Origin of the sequence: Vulcanimicrobium alpinum (assembly GCF_027923555.1) — a bacterium.
GTDB lineage: Bacteria > Vulcanimicrobiota > Vulcanimicrobiia > Vulcanimicrobiales > Vulcanimicrobiaceae > Vulcanimicrobium > Vulcanimicrobium alpinum.
This window is the reverse complement of the sequence record NZ_AP025523.1, coordinates 3489724-3508363: the sequence shown is the minus strand read 5'-3', so window position 1 is coordinate 3508363 and position 18640 is coordinate 3489724. Positions and strand designations below refer to the sequence as shown.

General features: G+C 63.1%; 17 protein-coding genes and 9 pseudogenes. 17 read left to right on the top strand and 9 right to left on the bottom strand.

Annotated elements, in window-relative coordinates; genetic code table 11:
- Positions 1–298: 298 nt before the first annotated feature.
- From rpmH to WPS_RS17975, 10 genes and pseudogenes are all read left to right on the top strand, one after another.
- Positions 299–433 (top strand): 50S ribosomal protein L34, encoded by a 135-nt coding sequence (rpmH, locus tag WPS_RS18020; RefSeq protein ID WP_317995816.1) that lies wholly within the window; start codon positions 299–301, stop codon positions 431–433.
- Positions 434–438: 5 nt separating this feature from the next.
- Positions 439–762, top strand: coding sequence for a ribonuclease P protein component (rnpA, locus tag WPS_RS18015; RefSeq protein WP_317995815.1), 324 nt, complete (start codon positions 439–441; stop codon positions 760–762).
- Positions 759–989 carry a membrane protein insertion efficiency factor YidD gene (gene yidD, locus WPS_RS18010; protein ID WP_317995814.1) on the top strand — a complete coding sequence of 77 codons (231 nt, stop codon included), beginning with the start codon at positions 759–761 and terminating at the stop codon, positions 987–989. The genes rnpA and yidD overlap by 4 nt, the downstream gene beginning before the upstream one ends.
- A 4-nt stretch (positions 990–993) precedes the next feature.
- The gene (locus WPS_RS18005) at positions 994–1836 is read left to right on the top strand and encodes a YidC/Oxa1 family membrane protein insertase (protein WP_317995813.1); all 843 of its coding nucleotides are present in this window, start codon (positions 994–996) and stop codon (positions 1834–1836) included.
- A gap of 169 nt (positions 1837–2005) precedes the next feature.
- Positions 2006–2494 carry a Jag family protein gene (locus tag WPS_RS18000; protein WP_317995812.1) on the top strand — a complete coding sequence of 163 codons (489 nt, stop codon included), beginning with the start codon at positions 2006–2008 and terminating at the stop codon, positions 2492–2494.
- 30 nt (positions 2495–2524) lie between these two features.
- A complete protein-coding gene (gene mnmE, locus WPS_RS17995; protein WP_317995811.1) occupies positions 2525–3874 on the top strand; it encodes a tRNA uridine-5-carboxymethylaminomethyl(34) synthesis GTPase MnmE in 1350 nt (449 codons plus the stop codon).
- A gap of 57 nt (positions 3875–3931) precedes the next feature.
- Positions 3932–5059, top strand: coding sequence for a bifunctional DNA-binding transcriptional regulator/O6-methylguanine-DNA methyltransferase Ada (ada, locus tag WPS_RS17990; RefSeq protein ID WP_317995810.1), 1128 nt, complete (start codon positions 3932–3934; stop codon positions 5057–5059).
- Positions 5013–5657 carry a DUF1203 domain-containing protein gene (locus WPS_RS18380; protein WP_317995809.1) on the top strand — a complete coding sequence of 215 codons (645 nt, stop codon included), beginning with the start codon at positions 5013–5015 and terminating at the stop codon, positions 5655–5657. The genes ada and WPS_RS18380 overlap by 47 nt, the downstream gene beginning before the upstream one ends.
- 263 nt (positions 5658–5920) lie before the next feature.
- Positions 5921–6112, top strand: a pseudogene (locus tag WPS_RS18345) (ISL3 family transposase); the annotation flags it as partial.
- Between the two features lie 131 nt (positions 6113–6243).
- Positions 6244–6957, top strand: a complete 714-nt coding sequence (locus WPS_RS17975) for a transposase (RefSeq protein WP_317997577.1) — start codon at positions 6244–6246, stop codon at positions 6955–6957.
- Here WPS_RS17975 and WPS_RS18340 read toward each other — a convergent pair.
- The 6 genes and pseudogenes from WPS_RS18340 to WPS_RS17945 form a co-directional block, all read right to left on the bottom strand.
- Positions 6921–7136 (bottom strand): annotated as a pseudogene (locus tag WPS_RS18340) (transposase); the annotation flags it as partial. The gene WPS_RS17975 and the pseudogene WPS_RS18340 overlap by 37 nt on opposite strands.
- A pseudogene (locus WPS_RS17965) lies at positions 7130–8218 on the bottom strand (IS256 family transposase); the annotation flags it as partial. The pseudogenes WPS_RS18340 and WPS_RS17965, both read right to left, overlap by 7 nt.
- Positions 8219–8271: 53 nt before the next feature.
- Positions 8272–9276, bottom strand: coding sequence for an IS3 family transposase (locus WPS_RS17960; RefSeq protein WP_317994493.1), 1005 nt, complete (start codon positions 9274–9276; stop codon positions 8272–8274).
- On the bottom strand, positions 9273–9692 hold the full coding sequence (locus WPS_RS17955; RefSeq protein WP_317994494.1) for a transposase: 420 nt from the start codon (positions 9690–9692) through the stop codon (positions 9273–9275). Before WPS_RS17955 ends, WPS_RS17960 begins: the two co-directional genes overlap by 4 nt.
- A 130-nt stretch (positions 9693–9822) precedes the next feature.
- Positions 9823–9972 (bottom strand): annotated as a pseudogene (locus WPS_RS17950) (IS256 family transposase); the annotation flags it as partial.
- Positions 9973–10074: 102 nt separating this feature from the next.
- Positions 10075–10449, bottom strand: a pseudogene (locus WPS_RS17945) (transposase); the annotation flags it as partial.
- A 68-nt stretch (positions 10450–10517) separates the two neighbouring features.
- On the opposite strand from WPS_RS17945, the gene WPS_RS17940 reads away from it, so the two are divergent.
- Positions 10518–11546, top strand: coding sequence for an IS481 family transposase (locus WPS_RS17940; RefSeq protein ID WP_317995781.1), 1029 nt, complete (start codon positions 10518–10520; stop codon positions 11544–11546).
- A 57-nt stretch (positions 11547–11603) separates the two neighbouring features.
- Here the strand turns inward: WPS_RS17940 and WPS_RS17935 are convergent.
- Positions 11604–12290: pseudogene (locus WPS_RS17935) on the bottom strand (IS256 family transposase); the annotation flags it as partial.
- A gap of 57 nt (positions 12291–12347) precedes the next feature.
- Between WPS_RS17935 and WPS_RS17930 the strand changes: the two are divergent.
- Entirely contained in the window at positions 12348–12692 is a 345-nt protein-coding gene (locus WPS_RS17930) for a transposase (protein WP_317995805.1), read from the top strand.
- A 6-nt stretch (positions 12693–12698) separates the two neighbouring features.
- The gene (locus WPS_RS17925) at positions 12699–13421 is read left to right on the top strand and encodes a helix-turn-helix transcriptional regulator (protein ID WP_317995804.1); all 723 of its coding nucleotides are present in this window, start codon (positions 12699–12701) and stop codon (positions 13419–13421) included.
- A gap of 13 nt (positions 13422–13434) precedes the next feature.
- On the opposite strand, the gene WPS_RS17920 is transcribed toward WPS_RS17925, so the two are convergent.
- Positions 13435–14661: an ISL3 family transposase gene (locus tag WPS_RS17920; protein ID WP_317994728.1), complete on the bottom strand. Its 1227-nt coding sequence runs from the start codon at positions 14659–14661 to the stop codon at positions 13435–13437.
- 132 nt (positions 14662–14793) lie between these two features.
- On the opposite strand from WPS_RS17920, the gene WPS_RS17915 reads away from it, so the two are divergent.
- The 4 genes and pseudogenes from WPS_RS17915 to WPS_RS17900 form a co-directional block, all read left to right on the top strand.
- On the top strand, positions 14794–15309 hold the full coding sequence (locus WPS_RS17915) for a transposase (protein ID WP_317995803.1): 516 nt from the start codon (positions 14794–14796) through the stop codon (positions 15307–15309).
- Between the two features lie 58 nt (positions 15310–15367).
- A pseudogene (locus WPS_RS17910) lies at positions 15368–15970 on the top strand (IS256 family transposase); the annotation flags it as partial.
- Positions 15971–16072: 102 nt separating this feature from the next.
- Positions 16073–17290: an IS256 family transposase gene (locus tag WPS_RS17905; RefSeq protein WP_317994602.1), complete on the top strand. Its 1218-nt coding sequence runs from the start codon at positions 16073–16075 to the stop codon at positions 17288–17290.
- A 45-nt stretch (positions 17291–17335) separates the two neighbouring features.
- Positions 17336–17662: pseudogene (locus tag WPS_RS17900) on the top strand (transposase); the annotation flags it as partial.
- Between the two features lie 52 nt (positions 17663–17714).
- Here WPS_RS17900 and WPS_RS17895 read toward each other — a convergent pair.
- Positions 17715–18611, bottom strand: a pseudogene (locus tag WPS_RS17895) (IS256 family transposase); the annotation flags it as partial.
- Between the last annotated feature and the right edge of the window lie 29 nt (positions 18612–18640).

Here is an 18640-nt window from a genome sequence, read left to right as displayed (position 1 = left end):
ATCCCCCGTTCTGTCCACTTTTCCACAGGGATAACCCGCCCGCCGCATCGAGCCTTCTCGAACGTATCCACGAGTTTCACACACGCTCCCGGAACGGCAGGAGTCCGCATCCGGCCGGGCTCGGCCGGCGCCCGCGACGGGAATTTTCCACAGCCCCGTCCACCGGCTGTGGACAAGAAGAGAACGGTTCTTAGAAACGGGATTTCCTTGACCTTGCCGCCACGCGGCCGGTATACTGTCGTGTCGCACCGCATGGGCTCGGACTCCGGGCCCGTGACGTTCTAGGAGATCTCTTTTCGTGAAGCGGACCTACCAGCCGCATAACCGGCGCCGGAAGCGTGTCCACGGCTTTCTCGCCCGCATGCAGACCAAAAACGGCCGCCGCGTCCTCGCCGCGCGCCGCAAGAAGGGGCGTCACCGCCTCTCCGCCTAGCCCGCGTGCGCGCCTACGACTCGCTCCGCCGTCGCGGCGACTTCGCCCGCGTTACCCGGCGGGGACGTCGGCGCGCCGGCGCGTTCCTGACCTGTTTCGTCGCCGACGGGCGCCGTCGCACGCGGGTCGGGATCACCGTAAGCGGAGCGGTCGGGATCGCGGTGGTGCGCAATCGCTTGCGCCGCCGCATCAAGGCGCTGTTGGACCGGTATCCGCTCGGGATGCCGCCGTTCCACGACATCGTCGTCATCGCCCGGAAGGGGGCCGGCGAGCTCGCGTTCGAGGCCCTCGCCGCCGAAGTCGGCCGGGTCCTGGGTCAAGCGGGATGAGAGCCCGCGACGCCGCGATCGGGCTGCTGCGCCTCTATAAGCGGTTCATCTCGCCCGTGCTGCCCCCGTCGTGCCGGTTTGCTCCAACCTGTTCGGAGTATGCGGCGGAGGCGATCGAGAAACACGGGATCCTGCGCGGCGGTACCCTCGCGCTGCAACGACTGGCGCGGTGCGGACCCTGGCATCCGGGCGGCTACGACCCGGTCCCCTCTGGAAAGGCCCCCTGACCTCGTGCTCCTCGCCGCGAACTTTCTCGACCCGCTCGTCCACGCGCTGAGCGGGATGCTCACCGCCCTGCATGCGGTGATCCCGTCCTACGGCTGGGCGCTCATCGTCCTCGCGCTCTTGGTGCGCGTCGTGATGTGGCCGCTCTCGGACATCCAATTCCGCTCGATGGCCGAGATGCAGAAGATCCAGCCGCTGATGAAGCAGCTCCAGGCCAAGTACAAGAGCGACCCGCAGGCGCTTAACGCCGCGACGATGGCGCTCTACAAAGAGCACAAGGTCAACCCGCTGGCCGGATGCGTCCCGCTGCTGATCCAGTTCCCGATCCTCATCGGGCTCTTCTGGGCGATCCAGGCGCAGAACGAGACGTTCAAGACCGAGCATTGGCTGTGGATCGGCTCGTCGATCTCGCACGCGCTCCCGTCGGTGTTCGCGAACAACCTCGCCGAGCCCGACATCTTCCTGCTCGTGCTCTACGTGATCTCGATGTACTTCACGGTGCGCTACGGCAGCCCGCCGTCGAGCGATCCGCAGCAGGCGCAGACGCAGAAGATCATGGCGTTCATCTCGCCGGCGATGATCGCGTTCTTCGGCTTCAAGTACCGCTGGGCGTCGGCGCTGTATATTTACTGGCTGGCGACCAACGTGTTCACGGTCGCGCAGCAGTACGTCATGTTCCGGCGCCACGGCCTAATCGGCAACCGCAGCGGTGCCGCGGTCCTCGCCGCGCCGGAGCCGGCCGTCGCGGTGGCGGCGCAGGCGAAAGCCGCCAACGGCAAGAGCGGCGACGGTGCCGCGGCGCGGAACGGAAAGCGCGCGTACCGCCCGAAGAAGCGAACCCGGCGCTAAGCGCCTCGAACCCCAGAAGGACAGGATGGACGACTACGAAGGCGGGCGCCGACGCGCCCACGGTCAGCGGCGCCGCGCAGGGCGCACCCTTGAGAAGCGCGCTCCGTCGGCTCCCAGCGGCGGCGGCGAACGGCGTCCGCCGCGGCGTTCGGGACCGCCGCGTGAACCGATGGCGCCGGTCGAGCCCTCACCGCTCCCCGACGACGCGAAGCCGGCGCGCGATCTGCTCGCCGAGATCCTCGCGAAGATGGGCCTCGACGATGTCGACATCGTGTTTCTCCAGCGCAGCGAAGGCGAGTACTTCGAAGTGCGCGGTCCGCGCCTGGCGTCGCTGATCGGTCGTGAGGGCAAGACGCTCGAAGCGCTCAACCTGATCTACAACAACATCATCAACGCCGGCGTGCGTAACAACCGCCGCTATTACACGATCGACGCCGAAGGCTACCGTGCGCGCCGCGCCGATCAGCTGAAAACGCTCGCGCTCGCGACGCTCGAACGCGTGGTGCGCGAAGGCCGTGCGATCAAGCTCGAACCGATGCTGCCGTCGGAACGGAAGATCGTGCACCTGGCGCTGGCGGATTCGCCGTTCGTGCGCACCGAGTCCGAAGGCGTCGAACCCGAGCGGCGGCTGGTCGTCCACCCGAAGGCGGCGGAGTAGCCGCCGTCCGTCCGCACCGCGCGCGGTGAGATGAACGAGACGATCGCGGCGCTCGCGACGCCGCCCGGGCGAGGTGCGATCGCGATCGTGCGCTGCAGCGGCCCCGAAGCGCGCGCGATCGCCGCGCGCGTCTTCCGCAGCCGCGAACCGCTGCGCGACCGCGCCGCGGTGTACGGCGAGATCCTCGACCTCGACGGCGCGGTGATCGACCGCGGGCTCGCGCTGGCGATGGACGCGCCGCGCACCGCGACCGGCGAAGACGTCGTCGAGCTGCACGTGCATGGGAGTCCGGTCGTCGCGCGCGAGACGCTGCGCGCGCTGTTCCGCGCCGGCGCGCGCCCCGCCCAGCCCGGCGAGTTCACCCGGCGCGCGTTCCTCAACGGCAAGCTCGACTTGAGTGCGGCTGAAGCGGTCGCCGACATGATCGACGCCGAGACGCGCGCTGGGGCGCGCGCCGCGGCGGCGAATCTCGCCGGGGCGCTGCGCGACGCGGTCGGCGGCGCGCGCGCGGGTCTCGGAGCGATCCTCGAAGAGCTCGCGGGTTCGATCGATTATCCCGACGAGGTCCCCGAGCCGCCGCGCTCCGGCGTCGCCGCGACGGTCGCCGCGATCGACGGGCAGCTCGCGGAGTTGGAACGCGATTGGGAGCGCGGTCGGCTGGTGCGCGAGGGGATGGCGCTGGCGATCGTGGGGCCGCCGAACGCCGGAAAGTCCTCGCTCCTCAACGGCCTGCTCGGTGAAGAGCGTGCGATCGTCTCTGAAATCGCGGGGACGACCCGCGACGTGATCGAGGAGCGGGTCGTCGTCGACGGCGTCGCGGTGCGGATCGTCGACACCGCGGGGCTGCGCGCGAGCGACGACCGGCTCGAGCGGATCGGGATCGGCCGGGCCGAGCAGGCTCTGGCGGGCGCCGCGCTGGCGCTGGTCGTCGTCGACGGGTCGCGGCCGCTCGACGACGACGCGCGCGCGATCTTGGAGCGCACGCGCGCCCGGCCGCGGATCGTGCTGTTCAACAAGGCCGATCTCGGACGCGCCGCGTTCGAGACGCGCGACGTGAGGGACGCGGACGCGCTCTCGGGGTCGGCGCATGCCGCGGAGACCGTCGCGGCGGTGCGGGCGGCGATCGGGGCGGCGGCGCTCGGCGGCGAGGCGCCCGATCCCGGCCGGCCGCATCTCGCGTCGGCGCGCCAGGCCGCGGCCGTCGCACGCGGCCGCGACGCGCTCGCGCAGGCCCGCGCGACGCTCGACCGGGGCGATCCGCTCGATTTGGTAGCCCCCGATCTGGTCGCCGCGGTCGCCGCGCTCGGCGAGATCACCGGGGCCGCGGCAACCGAAGCGATCCTCGACGGGGTCTTTGCCCGGTTCTGCATCGGCAAGTGATGCCGGAGCAACGCACGGAACGCCGTGCGGTGCGCGGAGCGCTACGGTAACACGATCATGGAAACGATCGACGACGCGCGCTGGGAGCAAATCGAAGCTCGCCGGCGCGATGACACCTTCCGCTTCGGCGTCCGCTCGACGGGGATCTATTGCCGCAGCGGCTGTCCTTCGCGCACGCCCGTGCGCCGGAATGTCGTCGCATTCCCCGATGCGCCGGAGGCGCGCGCCGCCGGGTTCCGCGCGTGCAAACGCTGCGCGCCCGACGACGGCGCGCCCGACGCCGAAGCGGTGCGCACGATCGAACGCGCGGCGGCGCTGCTCTCGTCGGACGATCCGCCGTCGCTCGGCGATGCGGCGCGCGCGGTCGGGCTGAGCCGGTTTCACTTTCAGCGGCTGTTCCGGCGCATCACCGGGGTGACGCCCGGCGAGTTCGCGCGCGCGCTGCGCGCCGAACGTCTGCGCGAACGGCTGCGGGCGGGCGCGCGCGTGAGCGACGCGATCTACGACGCCGGCTTCGGATCGCCGAGCCGCGTGTACGGCGAAGGCGTGCTCGGGATGACGCCGGGGAGCGTGCGGTCCGGCGGTCGCGGCGAGCAGATCGCATACGCGATCGCGCCGAGTTCGCTCGGCCGCGTGCTGGTCGCGACGAGCGCGCGCGGGGTGTGCGCGATCGAACTCGGCGACGACGACGACGCGCTCGTCGCGGAGCTCGCGGCGTCGTTCCCCAACGCCGAGCGCACGCGCGACGACGGTGCGCTCGCTGCGACGCTCGCGCAGGTCGTCGCGCTCGTCGACGACCCCGCCGTGCCGGTCGACCTCACGCTCGACGTGCGCGGCACGGCGTTCCAGCGCCGCGTGTGGAACGCGCTGCGCGGCCTGGCACCCGGCGAGCCCGCGACGTACGGTGCGATCGCGCGCGCGATCGGGAATCCGCATGCGGCGCAGGCCGTGGGCGCGGCGTGCGCCGCGAACCGGCTCGCCGTCGCGATCCCGTGCCATCGCGTCGTCCGCGAAGACGGAGACGCCGCCGGTTATCGCTGGGGCGTCGCGCGCAAACGCGAATTGCTGCGGCGCGAAGCCGATGCGCGCGCGGAGCGCGCGCGCCGCGCGAACGTGCGATCGTCGACGGATGAGATCGATGCGCTATCCTCCGATCGACCAGAGCGTCGCGCGACGCGCGCGTGATATGCTGCGCGACGAGCACGGCGACGCGTGGACCGTGCAGACGTCGACCGACGAGGGCAACCCGTGCCGGGCGTGCCTTCGCCTCACGCCGGCCGGCACGCGGCTCATCCTGCTCGCGCAGCGCCCGTTCCGCACCGGCGGACCGTATGCCGAGACGGGCCCGATCTTCGTCCACGCCGACGCGGCGGATTGCGAACCGTATGCGGCGGTTGAGACGTGCCCGCCGGATTTCCGTCCGCGCACGCTGACGTTCCGCGCCTACGATCGCGACGGCACGCAGCTCACCTCGATCACCGACGAACGCCGCGGCTCGTCCGCGCCGAATATCGACATCATTTCCGTCTCGAACGTCGCCAGCTACAACAATCCCGGCCTCGGCATGCCGCATGCGCTGACCGAGGGATGCCGCCGCAACGACACGCGCAACGAGAGCACCGCGCTCGCACGTGCAGCGTCGTTTGTGGTGAGCATCGCCGGCGCTCCGGCCGAATGTCAAGGGCCCGAGCAACCTGCGAAACAGGTTCGCTTCCTTCAGCTACGCGGCGTACTGCCTCCAGCTTGTATTCACGCGGAAATTATCGCCTTGCCTCTCCCATGAATCACCATTTTCCTGACCTCGCTTTGAGGCCTATCATGGTGTCCACGAAACCGGGACCAGACCATCGGAACGCGAATCTTCAATCTGATGTTGGCACCCGGCGAAGTGGTCTGTCGTTTCGGCGGCAACGGTGTCGGCGCGCATTTTGTTCGCGTTGCCGGCGACGATCACGGATCACATGCCCATGACGAAATGCAAATGGGTCTTCCGGTTTTGTAGTGGGCGGGCGAGAGGAAATCGGTCGGCCGTCGTAATGCTACGCCATGCGAGACACCGAATTCATCCGCGGGTTGCTGCGCGTCGAAGATCCTTGGGACGTGACCGAATCAAAGCTCGATCTCGAGCGAAATCGGGTCGATGTTCGGCTTGAATGGCAAGGCGCGGGTCGCTGTCCAAAATGCGATCGGGAGTGCCCCAAGCACGATCATCGCGAGCGCGTCTGGCGTGACCTCGATCTGGCCGGCGACCAACTTTTCTTGCACGCCTCCGTACCCCGGATCGATTGTCCCGAGCACGGCGTCACGACCGTTGCGATTCCTGGTCAAGCGGTCGCACCGAGTTTACGTCGCGCTTCGAGCGTTAGGCGATCGCCCTCCTACTCGAGATGTCCGTCGCGGCGGTCGCGCGTCGCTTGGGCATCAGCTGGGAGCAAGTCGATTCCATTATGCTCCGGGCGGTCGAGCGCGGTAAGCAGCGGCGACTGCCACGTCTTGTGCGGCATCTCGGCATCGACGAGAAGGCCGTCAAAAAGCGGCATCGGTACTTCACGATCGTGTCCGACTTGGACCGCGGCGAGGTCCTGTGGGTCGGTCGCGGTCGCAAGCGCGAATCGATTGACGCTTTCTACGACGGCCTTTCGCACGAACAACTTCATGCCATTGAGGGCATCGCGATGGATATGTGGCAGCCGTACTTCGAGTCGACCGTAGCACACGTGCCCGATGCGGCACGGAAGATCGTCTTCGATAAGTACCACATCACGGCATATCTCACCAAAGCCGTCGATCTCACTCGTCGAGCGATGATGCGTGACAAGACGCTCGACCGAACGGCATTGAAAGGGACTAAGTATTCCTGGTTGCGCTCGTTTGCGAATCTCGACCGCGACGAACGACGTGATCTGAGCGCCTTGCGGAGCCAGTACAAACGCCTTGGCCGCGCGTGGTCGATGAAGGAGCACTTTACGGAGTTCTGGCGATATCGGCGTGAGTCGATCGTGTCCCCAGCCGTGGTGTACGAGCGGTGGCTCGGCGAGGGTAGCGCTCAGCCGTTAATCACGGCGGAGAGCTTGGCGGGCTGATTATCGCTGACGGCACTGAGTCCTTCGAGTTGCATGTAGCGCCGCTGCAGTTGCCATTCGTCGTTCTGTTCCAGTAGGAGCGCACCGACGAGGCGTACGATGGCAGCATCGTTCGGGAAGATACCAGTCAAGTCCCAAATCTGCTGTAATTCCGGTTCGTCGATCGCGTTAGTTAGGCTGCTCGTCTGTCTCGTTTTACGGCGGCCGGCTTGGCCACCGTCGTTGCTTTCCATTCGAAGTATTCGGTCATGTCGAAGTAGGCTCGGCCTAACCATTCGTCGTTTTGCTCGGAGAGTAGCGCGCCGACCATGCGAATCGCCGCGGCGTCGTTTGGGAAGATGCGAATGACTTTCTCCCGGCGACGAATCTCTTCATTGAGCCGCTCTTGCATGTTGCTCGTGCGCAGTCGCCGGCGATATTTCTCCGGCAGCGGCAAGATCGCAAGCATGTCTTCGAACGCTCCTTCCAAGCACACGCACGACTTGGGCGCCGTTTCTGCGAAGCGGGCCATGAATTCCGCATATCGACGCTCGGCCTCTTTGCGATCAGTTGCGAGGAAGATCAGCCGAGCTGCAGCGGTTATGTTTTCCCGTTCTTTCTTGGGCGCGTGATCGAGCAAGTTCTTCATCACGTGGAACTGGCAACGCTGCCATGTCGCGCCGACGAATTGCTTGGCGATCGCCTCGCGTAAGCCCGAGTGATTGTCGGAGACGGCAACGTCGACGCCGTGCAAGCCGCGTGCTTTGAGGCCGCGAAAGAACTCGTTCCACGTCGCAAAGCTCTCCGAATCGCCGATCGAAAGACCAAGGATTTCTCGGTATCCGTCAGCGCGAATGCCGCTCGCGATGAGGAGCGCTTTGCTGACGACGCTCTTGTCGGTGCGCACCTTCGTAAAGAGCGCGTCAACGATGATGAACGGGTACGCCGCATCAAGCCGACGATTCAAGAATCCCGCGACCGGCTCGTCAAGGGCCTTCGCGAGGCGACTGACCGTCGACTTCGAAAACGACGTCCCACACAGACCTTCGGTTATCCGCGTGACCTTCCGCGTCGAGACGCCGTTGACGACCATCTCCATCAGGCCCACGACAAAGGCTTGTTCGCTGCGGCGATAACGCTCAAAGATGTCGGTTGAGAAGCTGCCGTCGCGCGTTTGCGGCACGCGCAGGACCAGCGATCCGACGCGGGTCGAGAGCTGTCGATCGCGATACCCATTCCGATAGCCCTCCCGTTCTTGACAGCGTTCGTACCGCTCGGCGCCCCGGAATCTGTCAAGGTGTTTGGTCCTGTTAGTCATCTGCTTTTTGTGAGCGCCTACACGGCGACCCCGTCGTGAGCGGGCGGATTTATCCACACCGCGGGCGGTAACACGATCCGCTTTGGCGATCCGCCGATGAATCGTTCCGGTTTGGCGCGGTAAGCCGCGAGCATCACGTCGTGTCTGGCGGCGAGCACGCGGTCCGCCTGGCCGTGATGCACCATTGCCGGCGTCAGCATCGCGATTCCGGAGTGCCGGTGCTCGTTGTTGTACCAGGTCATGAACTCACCAACGAAATCGTGCCCGTGCTCAAACGACCCAAATCGATCGGGGAATTCGGGATGGTACTTCAGCGTGCGGAACTGGGACTCCGAGAAGGGGTTATCGTCGCTAACGTGCGGACGGCTGTGCGAACGTACGACGCCGAGCTTGTCCATCAGGGCGCACACGGGTTGCGCCGTCATCTCCGCGCCGCGATCGGCGTGAACGATCGCGTGCCCGGGCTGGATGCCTTCACGTTCCAGCGTCTGCGCGATGAAGTGCCGTGCGAGTTCGGCGTTGGCCCGATGCACGAGCATCCAGCCGACGACAAACCGGCTGAAGATGTCGAGCATCACCAGCAGCGAGAACCACTCACCCGGGTGCGGGCCGCGCAGCTTCGTGATATCCCACGAGAAAACTTGACGCGGACCGGTGGCCACCAGTTCGGGCTTACGGTACTCCGGATGACGTGCAATACGGCGACGTTCGCGCACCTCCGCGTTTGCTCGCAGCAGGCGGTACATCGTGCTCACCGAGCACAGGTAGATACCTTCGTCCAGCAAGGTCGCGTGGATCGTCGCCGGCGCGCGATCGGCAAACCGCTCGCCATGCAGCACCGCGAGCACCTCAGCTTGCTCGTGTTCGCTCAGTGCTCTTCTCGAGCGCCGGCGCGAGATCACGGACGGAAGTCGTTCCGGCGTGCCGTTTAGGCGGCGCCGCAGCGTCGAGCGGCTGATGCCCGCTGCAGTGCACAACGCGCGCTGCGGAATCTCGTGGGCAAGTTCCAGCGCCGCACTCATTCTGCGTTCTCGTTCGTCTCGGGGCTCTCCAGATCGACGCCCAGGAGCCCCGCAAATTTTTTTTGGATATCGTTTATGAGCTCGGCGCGCGCCAACTGGCGACGGAGTTTCCGGTTTTCCCGCTCGAGTTCTTTGAGCCGCTGCGCAACCTCGTCGGCTTGCATTTTGGCTTTTGCACGTTGGCGCACCGCACCTGGATCGAGGTCGCCTTGATCGCGCTGCCTTCGCCAGGCATAGAGCTGCGATGAGTAAATACCTTCGCGCCGGAGAAACGCTCCGATCGTGCCGGCTGGACGCGCATCAGCCTCGCGCACGATGCGCAGCTTCTCGGCGGCGGAGAACCGACGTCGCTGAGGTTTTTGGGGTGAACTGGTTGCCTTGATTTCCGTTGAAACGGTTCCGTTCGAGGACTGCATCTGTTGCAGGACTTTCTCGCCCCCGCGTGCTTTGCATCGTTCCGGATGTTTTCCACAGTATCCCCGTTATCCACAGCTCTGCTGCTGCGACGAACGTTGTACAAAAAACTCCCTATGCTACCGGTACCACTCTATCTTGACACGGGGGGCCCAGATGATCGCGCATCTGCGCCTCGAGCACTTGGTTCAAAATCGTTTCGACGAGCTTCCCGAGCGCCGCAGGTTGATCGAGCAACGCTGGAATCGCGTCGCGGGATAGGGTAAGATCGTAATCGGCCACCGTTCCGGTCCTTTCGATTGAAGTGTTGTCAACGTCAATCTTCGAACCGGAGCGGTGGCTACCCGCCCGCTGAATTTACATCAATTATAGGGACTCTGCCAAGATACCGACGACATCGGTGCGCCGCTTGATCTCCGCGTTGACCCGTTCGAGCGGATTGGTTGAGGCGATCTGCTTGCGGTGCGCCTTGGGAAAGTCCATGTACGCGAGCACGTCGTTCTCGGCGTCGTCCATCATCGTCGCGAGCTTCGGGAACTTCTGCCGAAGCTGCTCGGAGACGATACGCCATTGCTCGTGCGCAGCTTCCGCTGTCTCTTGCGCGAATACCGTGTTGATCAACGCGAGGACCATCTGCCGTTGCCCTTTACCCGCATGTGCGAGCGCGTTTCGCATAAAATGCACGCGGCAGCGCTGCCACGTTGCTTTGAATACTTTCGCGATGGCCGCTTTCAGGCCGACATGCGAGTCGGAAATGACGTGTAGAAGTCAGGATTTGATCTGACGGTTGTCGAATACCGGTGGTGAATCCTCCTGAGGAGCCATCCATGAACAGCGACCGAAAAGTCATCAAGGCGAAAGTGGGCCTACTCCAGCTCGGCAAGCAGCTCGGAAATGTGACTGAAGCCTGCCGCGTGATGGGTTACAGCCGTGATAGCTTCTACCGTTTCAAAGAGCTCTACGAGACGGGCGGCGATCTAGCCTTGGCCGAGATCACCAAGCGAAAGCCGAACCTCAAGAACCGCATTGCTCCCGAAGTCGAGGATGCGATTGTCGATCTTGCGATCGAGTTCCCTGCGTACGGTCAAGTGCGCGCAGCGAACGAGCTCGCCAAGCGTGGGATGCGTATGTCGCCGGCGGGACTTCGCGGGGTGTGGCTGCGACACGATCTTGAGACGATGAAGAAACGGCTCAAAGCGCTGGAAGCAAAGAGCGCCCAAGATGGGCTCGTCCTGACTGAGGCGCAAGTCGTCGCGCTGGAGCGTGCCAAGCTCGAGAAAGAAGCGCACGGCGAGTTCGAGAGTGAGTGCCCCGGCTACTGCGGCGCGCAGGACACCTTCTTCGTTGGGACGATGAAGGGCGTCGGCCGCATCTACCAGCAGACCTTCATCGACACCTATGCGAAGGTGGGCGTCGCGAAGCTCTATTTGGACAAGACACCAATCACTGCGGCCGACCTGCTCAACGATCGCGTGTTACCGCTATACGAAGAGTACGGGATTACGTTGCAACGGATCCTGACCGACCGCGGCACGGAGTTTTGCGGGCGTGAGGGACATCCGTACGAGCTCTACCTGGCGATCGAAGACATCGACCACACCCGAACGAAGGCACGCCATCCGCAGACCAACGGCATCGTCGAGCGTTTTCACAAAACGATGCTTGATGAGTTTTATCGGATCGCGTTTCGCAAGACGATCTACACGTCGCTCGAGCAACTGCAGCGGGACCTCGATGCGTGGACCGAGGAGTACAACACGCAGCGTCCGCATCAAGGACGCTGGTGCTACGGCAAGACGCCGATGCAGACATTCGTCGACAGTGTCTCCCTTGCGAAAGAGAAACAGATCGCTTAGACTGAAACCCAACCTATCTGACACTACCGCAAGATCGTACGACTGTCAGATCACATAGTAGCTACTACAAATGACGAGCTTGACACCGCGCAATCCGCGGCGGCTCAAGCTGCGAAGAAAGTCGATCCAGAACGGCTCTGCTTCGCTCGGACCAACCGCGAGGCCCAACAATTCCCGTGTCCCATCGGTGTTTACGCCGACGGCCAGTATCACGGCGACCGAGACGATGCGTCCGCCGGAGCGCGTCTTCACGTACGTCGCGTCGATCCAAAGATAGGGCCAGTCGCCTTCGATCGGCCGGGTAAGAAATGCGTTCACGCGTTCGTCGATCTCTTCGCACAGCCGTGAGACCTGACTCTTGGAGATGCCTGTCATCCCCATCGCCTTGACGAGCTCGTCGACCGAGCGCGTGGAGATGCCCTGGATGTAGGCCTCTTGGATGACGGCGGTGAGCGCCTTCTCCGCCGTGCGGCGCGGCTCGAGGAACGCGGGGAAGTAGCTACCTTTGCGCAACTTGGGGATGCGCAGTCCGATCGTGCCGGAACGCGTCTCCCATTGGCGCTCGCGGAAGCCGTTGCGGGCGTTCTGTCGGCCGGGGCCGCGCTCGCCGTAGGGCAAGCCGCAGAGTTCCTCAACATCGATCTCCATGATCCGCTGCCCGGCGTACTGGAGCATCTCGCGAACGAAGTCGACGTCGCCGCCCTTTTCGACGAGCTCGGAAAGTGCGATACTGGGTTTGGCCATCGTGGATCCCTTTCGGTCGGTTATTTGTTGCAAAAACAACCTTCGCCGAAAGCCACGATGGCCGCTCTCTATGCTACAAGGGCGACCCTCTCATACACCACGGGCCGGGACACGATCCGTGAGTCCGCAGCGCGTCGTTTCTTTGCCGATTGGTACCGGTGGGCGACGCACTCTCAATTGCCCGAAATGATCAGCGTCGCGCGCACGCTCAAACGTCACTTTGCGAACATCATCACGTACATTCGCAAGCCGATCACCAATGCGGCAGCCGAGAGCCTCAACAGCAAGATCCAAATGATCAAATTCCGCGCGCGCGGCTATCGCAATGAGGGCCGATTTCCAGCGGCGATTCTATTCCACTGTGGTGGGCTCGACCTCTTGCCCGCCCACCCGAAGTCCTGAAGCGCCATGCAAATTTTCGTGACCTTGGCGGGGACCGGTTTTCGAGGCGACTTGCAAGGTGGCGCCGGATTTCGACGCCGATTCGTATTCGAGCCTGGGGAGACGCATATCATCGACGCCTCGCAGGAGCACCGGTTCGAATGGCAGTTCGCCGAAATGACGTCGCTGTTCGTCAGCCCGGAACGCATCGCTGGGCTTCTTGGGCAAGGATTTGCGCGCGTGCCTGCCCTTGGAGATGTCCGACACGTCAGCGATCCTTTGATCGTTCACTATGCCGCAAACGTTGCGCGACTGATGCGGACGACGCTGATCGATCCGCTCGCGCTTGAACATGCGGCTGACGCTATCTTGTTGCGCCTGGCTGAAATCGGCACCGGCCGCTACCCCACCGTCACCAGCGGCAGTGATCTCGCGTGGCGACGGATTGTCGAATACGTTGAAGCCAAGCTCGACGGACCGGTGACGCTTGCAGAGATCGCGCAGATCGCGGACCTACCACAACATGCTTTAAACCGGTGGTTCCACAAGCGTGCAGGAATCCCACCGCATCGTTGGGTCCGCGCCCGACGGATCGCGCGCGGAAAGCAGCACCTCGTCGCATCGGGTATGGACCTTGCGGCTATCGCGCTAGCGACGGGGTTCGCTCACCAAAGCCATTTCACTCAAGCATTTCGCCAAGCGGAAGGGATAACGCCGGCTCGATTTCGCGCGCTCGCTGCGCAACGCTAGTTTTTTGGGCGCTTCAGGACTTCGGGTGGGCGGGCAAGAGGTCGAGCCCACCACAGTGGAATAGAATCGCCGCTGCAAATCGGCCCTCATTGCGATAGCCGCGCGCGCGGAATTTGATCATTTGGATCTTGCTGTTGAGGCTCTCGGCTGCCGCATTGGTGATCGGCTTGCGAATGTACGTGATGATGTTCGCAAAGTGACGTTTGAGCGTGCGCGCGACGCTGATCATTTCGGGCAATTGAGAGTGCGTCGCCCACCGGTACCAATCGGCAAAGAAACGACGCGCTGCGGACTCACGCCGATATCGCCAGAACTCCGTAAAGTGCTCCTTCATCGACCACGCGCGGCCAAGGCGTTTGTACTGGCTCCGCAAGGCGCTCAGATCACGTCGTTCGTCGCGGTCGAGATTCGCAAACGAGCGCAACCAGGAATACTTAGTCCCTTTCAATGCCGTTCGGTCGAGCGTCTTGTCACGCATCATCGCTCGACGAGTGAGATCGACGGCTTTGGTGAGATATGCCGTGATGTGGTACTTATCGAAGACGATCTTCCGTGCCGCATCGGGCACGTGTGCTACGGTCGACTCGAAGTACGGCTGCCACATATCCATCGCGATGCCCTCAATGGCATGAAGTTGTTCGTGCGAAAGGCCGTCGTAGAAAGCGTCAATCGATTCGCGCTTGCGACCGCGACCGACCCACAGGACCTCGCCGCGGTCCAAGTCGGACACGATCGTGAAGTACCGATGCCGCTTTTTGACGGCCTTCTCGTCGATGCCGAGATGCCGCACAAGACGTGGCAGTCGCCGCTGCTTACCGCGCTCGACCGCCCGGAGCATAATGGAATCGACTTGCTCCCAGCTGATGCCCAAGCGACGCGCGACCGCCGCGACGGACATCTCGAGTAGGAGGGCGATCGCCAAACGCTCGAAGCGCGACGTAAACTCGGTGCGACCGCTTGACCAGGGAATCGCAACGGTCGTGACGCCGTGCTCGGGACAATCGATCCGGGGTACGGAGGCGTGCAAGAAAAGTTGGTCGCCGGCCAGATCGAGGTCACGCCAGACGCGCTCGCGATGATCGTGCTTGGGGCACTCCCGATCGCATTTTGGACAGCGACCCGCGCCTTGCCATTCAAGCCGAACATCGACCCGATTTCGCTCGAGATCGAGCTTTGATTCGGTCACGTCCCAAGGATCTTCGACGCGCAGCAACCCGCGGATGAATTCGGTGTCTCGCATGGCGTAGCATTACGACGGCCGACCGATTTCCTCTCGCCCGCCCACTACAAAACCGGAAGACCCAAGAAAGTTTACCCCAAACCAGATCCCGTTGCCAAGCCCGAGCGCGACTTTTCAGTCGAACTGGACGAATTGTGCCGGGCCAAAGTCGCCGAACTCGTCCAATCGTACCTCGAAGCGGAGGTCGATGAGTTGCTCGGCCGACTCCGTTACGAACGCCGCGACGGCAAGCGCATTGGTTTCCGCGATGGGCACGATCCCGAACGAACAATTACCGCGAGCATCGGCCCCATCGCGATCCGCCGTCCGCGCGTTCGCGGCGTTGCGCACGAGTCAGCGCTGATCCCCAAATACCGACGTCGGCTTCCGTCGATCGACAAGACGATCCATCAGCTGTGGATCGAAGGCCTCGCGCATCGCGATTTCGAGCCGACGCTGCGCGGATTACTCGGCGCAGAAGCTCCGCTTTCGGCTTCGACGATCGCTCGCGTGAACGCCGAATTCGGTGCGGAGTACGACACGTGGAAGACACGCCGCCTCGATGGCAATCGCTACGTGTACCTGTGGGTCGACGGCATCCATCTTGGCGCCGGCCCCGCTGACGAAGGCAGAGTCCCTATAATTGATGTAAATTCAGCGGGCGGGTAGCCACCGCTCCGGTTCGAAGATTGACGTTGACAACACTTCAATCGAAAGGACCGGAACGGTGGCCGATTACGATCTTACCCTATCCCGCGACGCGATTCCAGCGTTGCTCGATCAACCTGCGGCGCTCGGGAAGCTCGTCGAAACGATTTTGAACCAAGTGCTCGAGGCGCAGATGCGCGATCATCTGGGCGCCGAGCGGTACGAACGCTGTCAAGAACGGGAGGGCTATCGGAATGGGTATCGCGATCGACAGCTCTCGACCCGCGTCGGATCGCTGGTCCTGCGCGTGCCGCAGACGCGCGACGGCAGCTTCTCAACCGACATCTTCGAGCGTTATCGCCGCAGCGAACAAGCCTTCGTCGTGGGCCTGATGGAGATGGTCGTCAACGGCGTCTCGACGCGGAAGGTCACGCGGATAACCGAAGGTCTGTGTGGGACGTCGTTTTCGAAATCGACGGTAAGTCGCCTTACGAAGGCACTCGACGAGCCGGTCGCGGGATTCTTGAATCGCCGGCTCGACGCAGCGTACCCATTCATCATCGTTGACGCGCTCTTTACGAAGGTGCGCACCGACAAGAGCGTCGTCAGCAAAGCGCTGCTCATCGCGAGCGGCATTCGTGCTGACGGATACCGAGAAATCCTTGGTCTTTCGATCGGCGATTGGCCGAGTCCGTATAATTGATGTAAATTGAGCGGGCGGGTAGCCACCGCCCCGGTTCGAAGATTGACGTTGTTCAACACCTCAATCGAAAGGACCGAAACGGTGGCCGATTACGATCTTACCCTATCCCGCGACGCGATTCCAGCTTTGCTTGATCAGCCGGCGGCGCTCGGCAAACTCGTCGAAGTGATTCTCAACCAAGTGCTCGAGGCACAGATGCGCGATCATCTGGGCGCCGAGCGGTACGAGCGCTGTGAAGAACGGGAGGGCTATCGAAATGGGTATCGCGATCGACAGCTCTCGACCCGCGTCGGCTCGCTGGTCCTGCGCGTGCCGCAGACGCGCGACGGCAGCTTCTCAACCGACATCTTCGAGCGTTATCGCCGCAGCGAACAAGCCTTCGTCGTGGGCCTGATGGAGATGGTCGTCAACGGCGTCTCGACGCGGAAGGTCACGCGGATAACCGAAGGCCTCTGCGGGACGTCGTTTTCGAAATCGACGGTAAGTCGCCTTACGAAGGCACTCGACGAACCGGTCGCGGGATTCTTGAATCGCCGGCTCGACGCAGCGTACCCATTCATCATCGTTGACGCGCTCTTTACGAAGGTGCGCACCGACAAGAGCGTCGTCAGCAAAGCACTACTCATCGCGAGCGGCATTCGCGCTGACGGGTACCGCGAAATCCTTGGTCTTTCGATCGGCGATTCGGAGAGCTTTGCGACGTGGAACGAGTTCTTTCGCGGCCTCAAAGCGCGCGGCTTGCACGGCGTCGACGTTGCCGTCTCCGACAATCACTCGGGCTTACGCGAGGCGATCGCCAAGCAATTCGTCGGCGCGACGTGGCAGCGTTGCCAGTTCCACGTGATGAAGAACTTGCTCGATCACGCGCCCAAGAAAGAACGGGAAAACGTAACCGCTGCAGCTCGGCTGATCTTCCTCGCAACTGATCGCAAAGAGGCCGAGCGTCGATATGCGGAATTCATGGCCCGCTTCGCAGAAACGGCGCCCAAGTCGTGCGTGTGCTTGGAAGGAGCGTTCGAAGACATGCTTGCGATCTTGCCGCTGCCGGAGAAATATCGCCGGCGACTGCGCACGAGCAACATGCAAGAGCGGCTCAATGAAGAGATTCGTCGCCGGGAGAAAGTCATTCGCATCTTCCCAAACGACGCCGCGGCGATTCGCATGGTCGGCGCGCTACTCTCCGAGCAAAACGACGAATGGTTAGGCCGAGCCTACTTCGACATGACCGAATACTTCGAATGGAAAGCAACGACGGTGGCCAAGCCGGCCGCCGTAAAACGAGACAGACGAGCAGCCTAACTTACGCGATCGACGAACCGGAATTACAGCAGATTTGGGACTTGACTCGGCGATTCGGAGAGCTTTGCGACGTGGAACGAGTTCTTTTGCGGCCTCAAAGCACGCGGCTTGCACGGCGTCGACGTTGCCGTCTCCGACAATCACTCGGGCTTACGCGAGGCGATCGCCAAGCAATTCGTCGGCGCGACGTGGCAGCGTTGCCAGTTCCACGTGATGAAGAACTTGCTCGATCACGCGCCCAAGAAAGAACGCGAAAACGTAACCGCTGCAGCTCGGCTGATCTTCCTCGCAACTGATCGCAAAGAGGCCGAGCGTCGATATGCGGAATTCATGGCCCGCTTCGCAGAAACAGCGCCGAAGTCGTGCGTGTGCTGATCGTGTCCCCAGCCGTGGTGTACGAGCGGTGGCTCGGCGAGGGTAGCGCTCAGCCGTTAATCACGGCGGAGAGCTTGGCGGGCTGATTATCGCTGACGGCACTGAGTCCTTCGAGTTGCATGTAGCGCCGCTGCAGTTGCCATTCGTCGTTCTGTTCCAGTAGGAGCGCACCGACGAGGCGTACGATGGCAGCATCGTTCGGGAAGATACCGACGACATCGGTGCGCCGCTTGATCTCCGCGTTGACCCGTTCGAGCGGATTGGTTGAGGCGATCTGCTTGCGGTGCGCCTTGGGAAAGTCCATGTACGCGAGCACGTCGTTCTCGGCGTCGTCCATCATCGCCGCGAGCTTCGGGAACTTCTGCCGAAGCTGCTCGGAGACGATACGCCATTGCTCGTGCGCAGCTTCCGCTGTCTCTTGCGCGAATACCGTGTTGATCAACGCGAGGACCATCTGCCGTTGCCCTTTACCCGCATGTGCGAGCGCGTTTCGCATAAAATGCACGCGGCAGCGCTGCCACGTTGCTTTGAATACTTTCGCGATGGCCGCTTTCAGGCCGACATGCGAGTCGGAAATGACGAGCTTGACACCGCGCAATCCGCGGCGGCTCAAGCTGCGAAGAAAGTCGATCCAGAACGGCTCTGCTTCGCTCGGACCAACCGCGAGGCCCAACAATTCCCGTGTCCCATCGGTGTTTACGCCGACGGCCAGTATCACGGCGACCGAGACGATGCGTCCGCCGGAGCGCGTCTTCACGTACGTCGCGTCGATCCAAAGATAGGGCCAGTCGCCTTCGATCGGCCGGGTAAGAAATGCGTTCACGCGTTCGTCGATCTCTTCGCACAGCCGTGAGACCTGACTCTTGGAGATGCCTGTCATCCCCATCGCCTTGACGAGCTCGTCGACCGAGCGCGTGGAGATGCCCTGGATGTAGGCCTCTTGGATAGTCAAGTCCCAAATCTGCTGTAATTCCG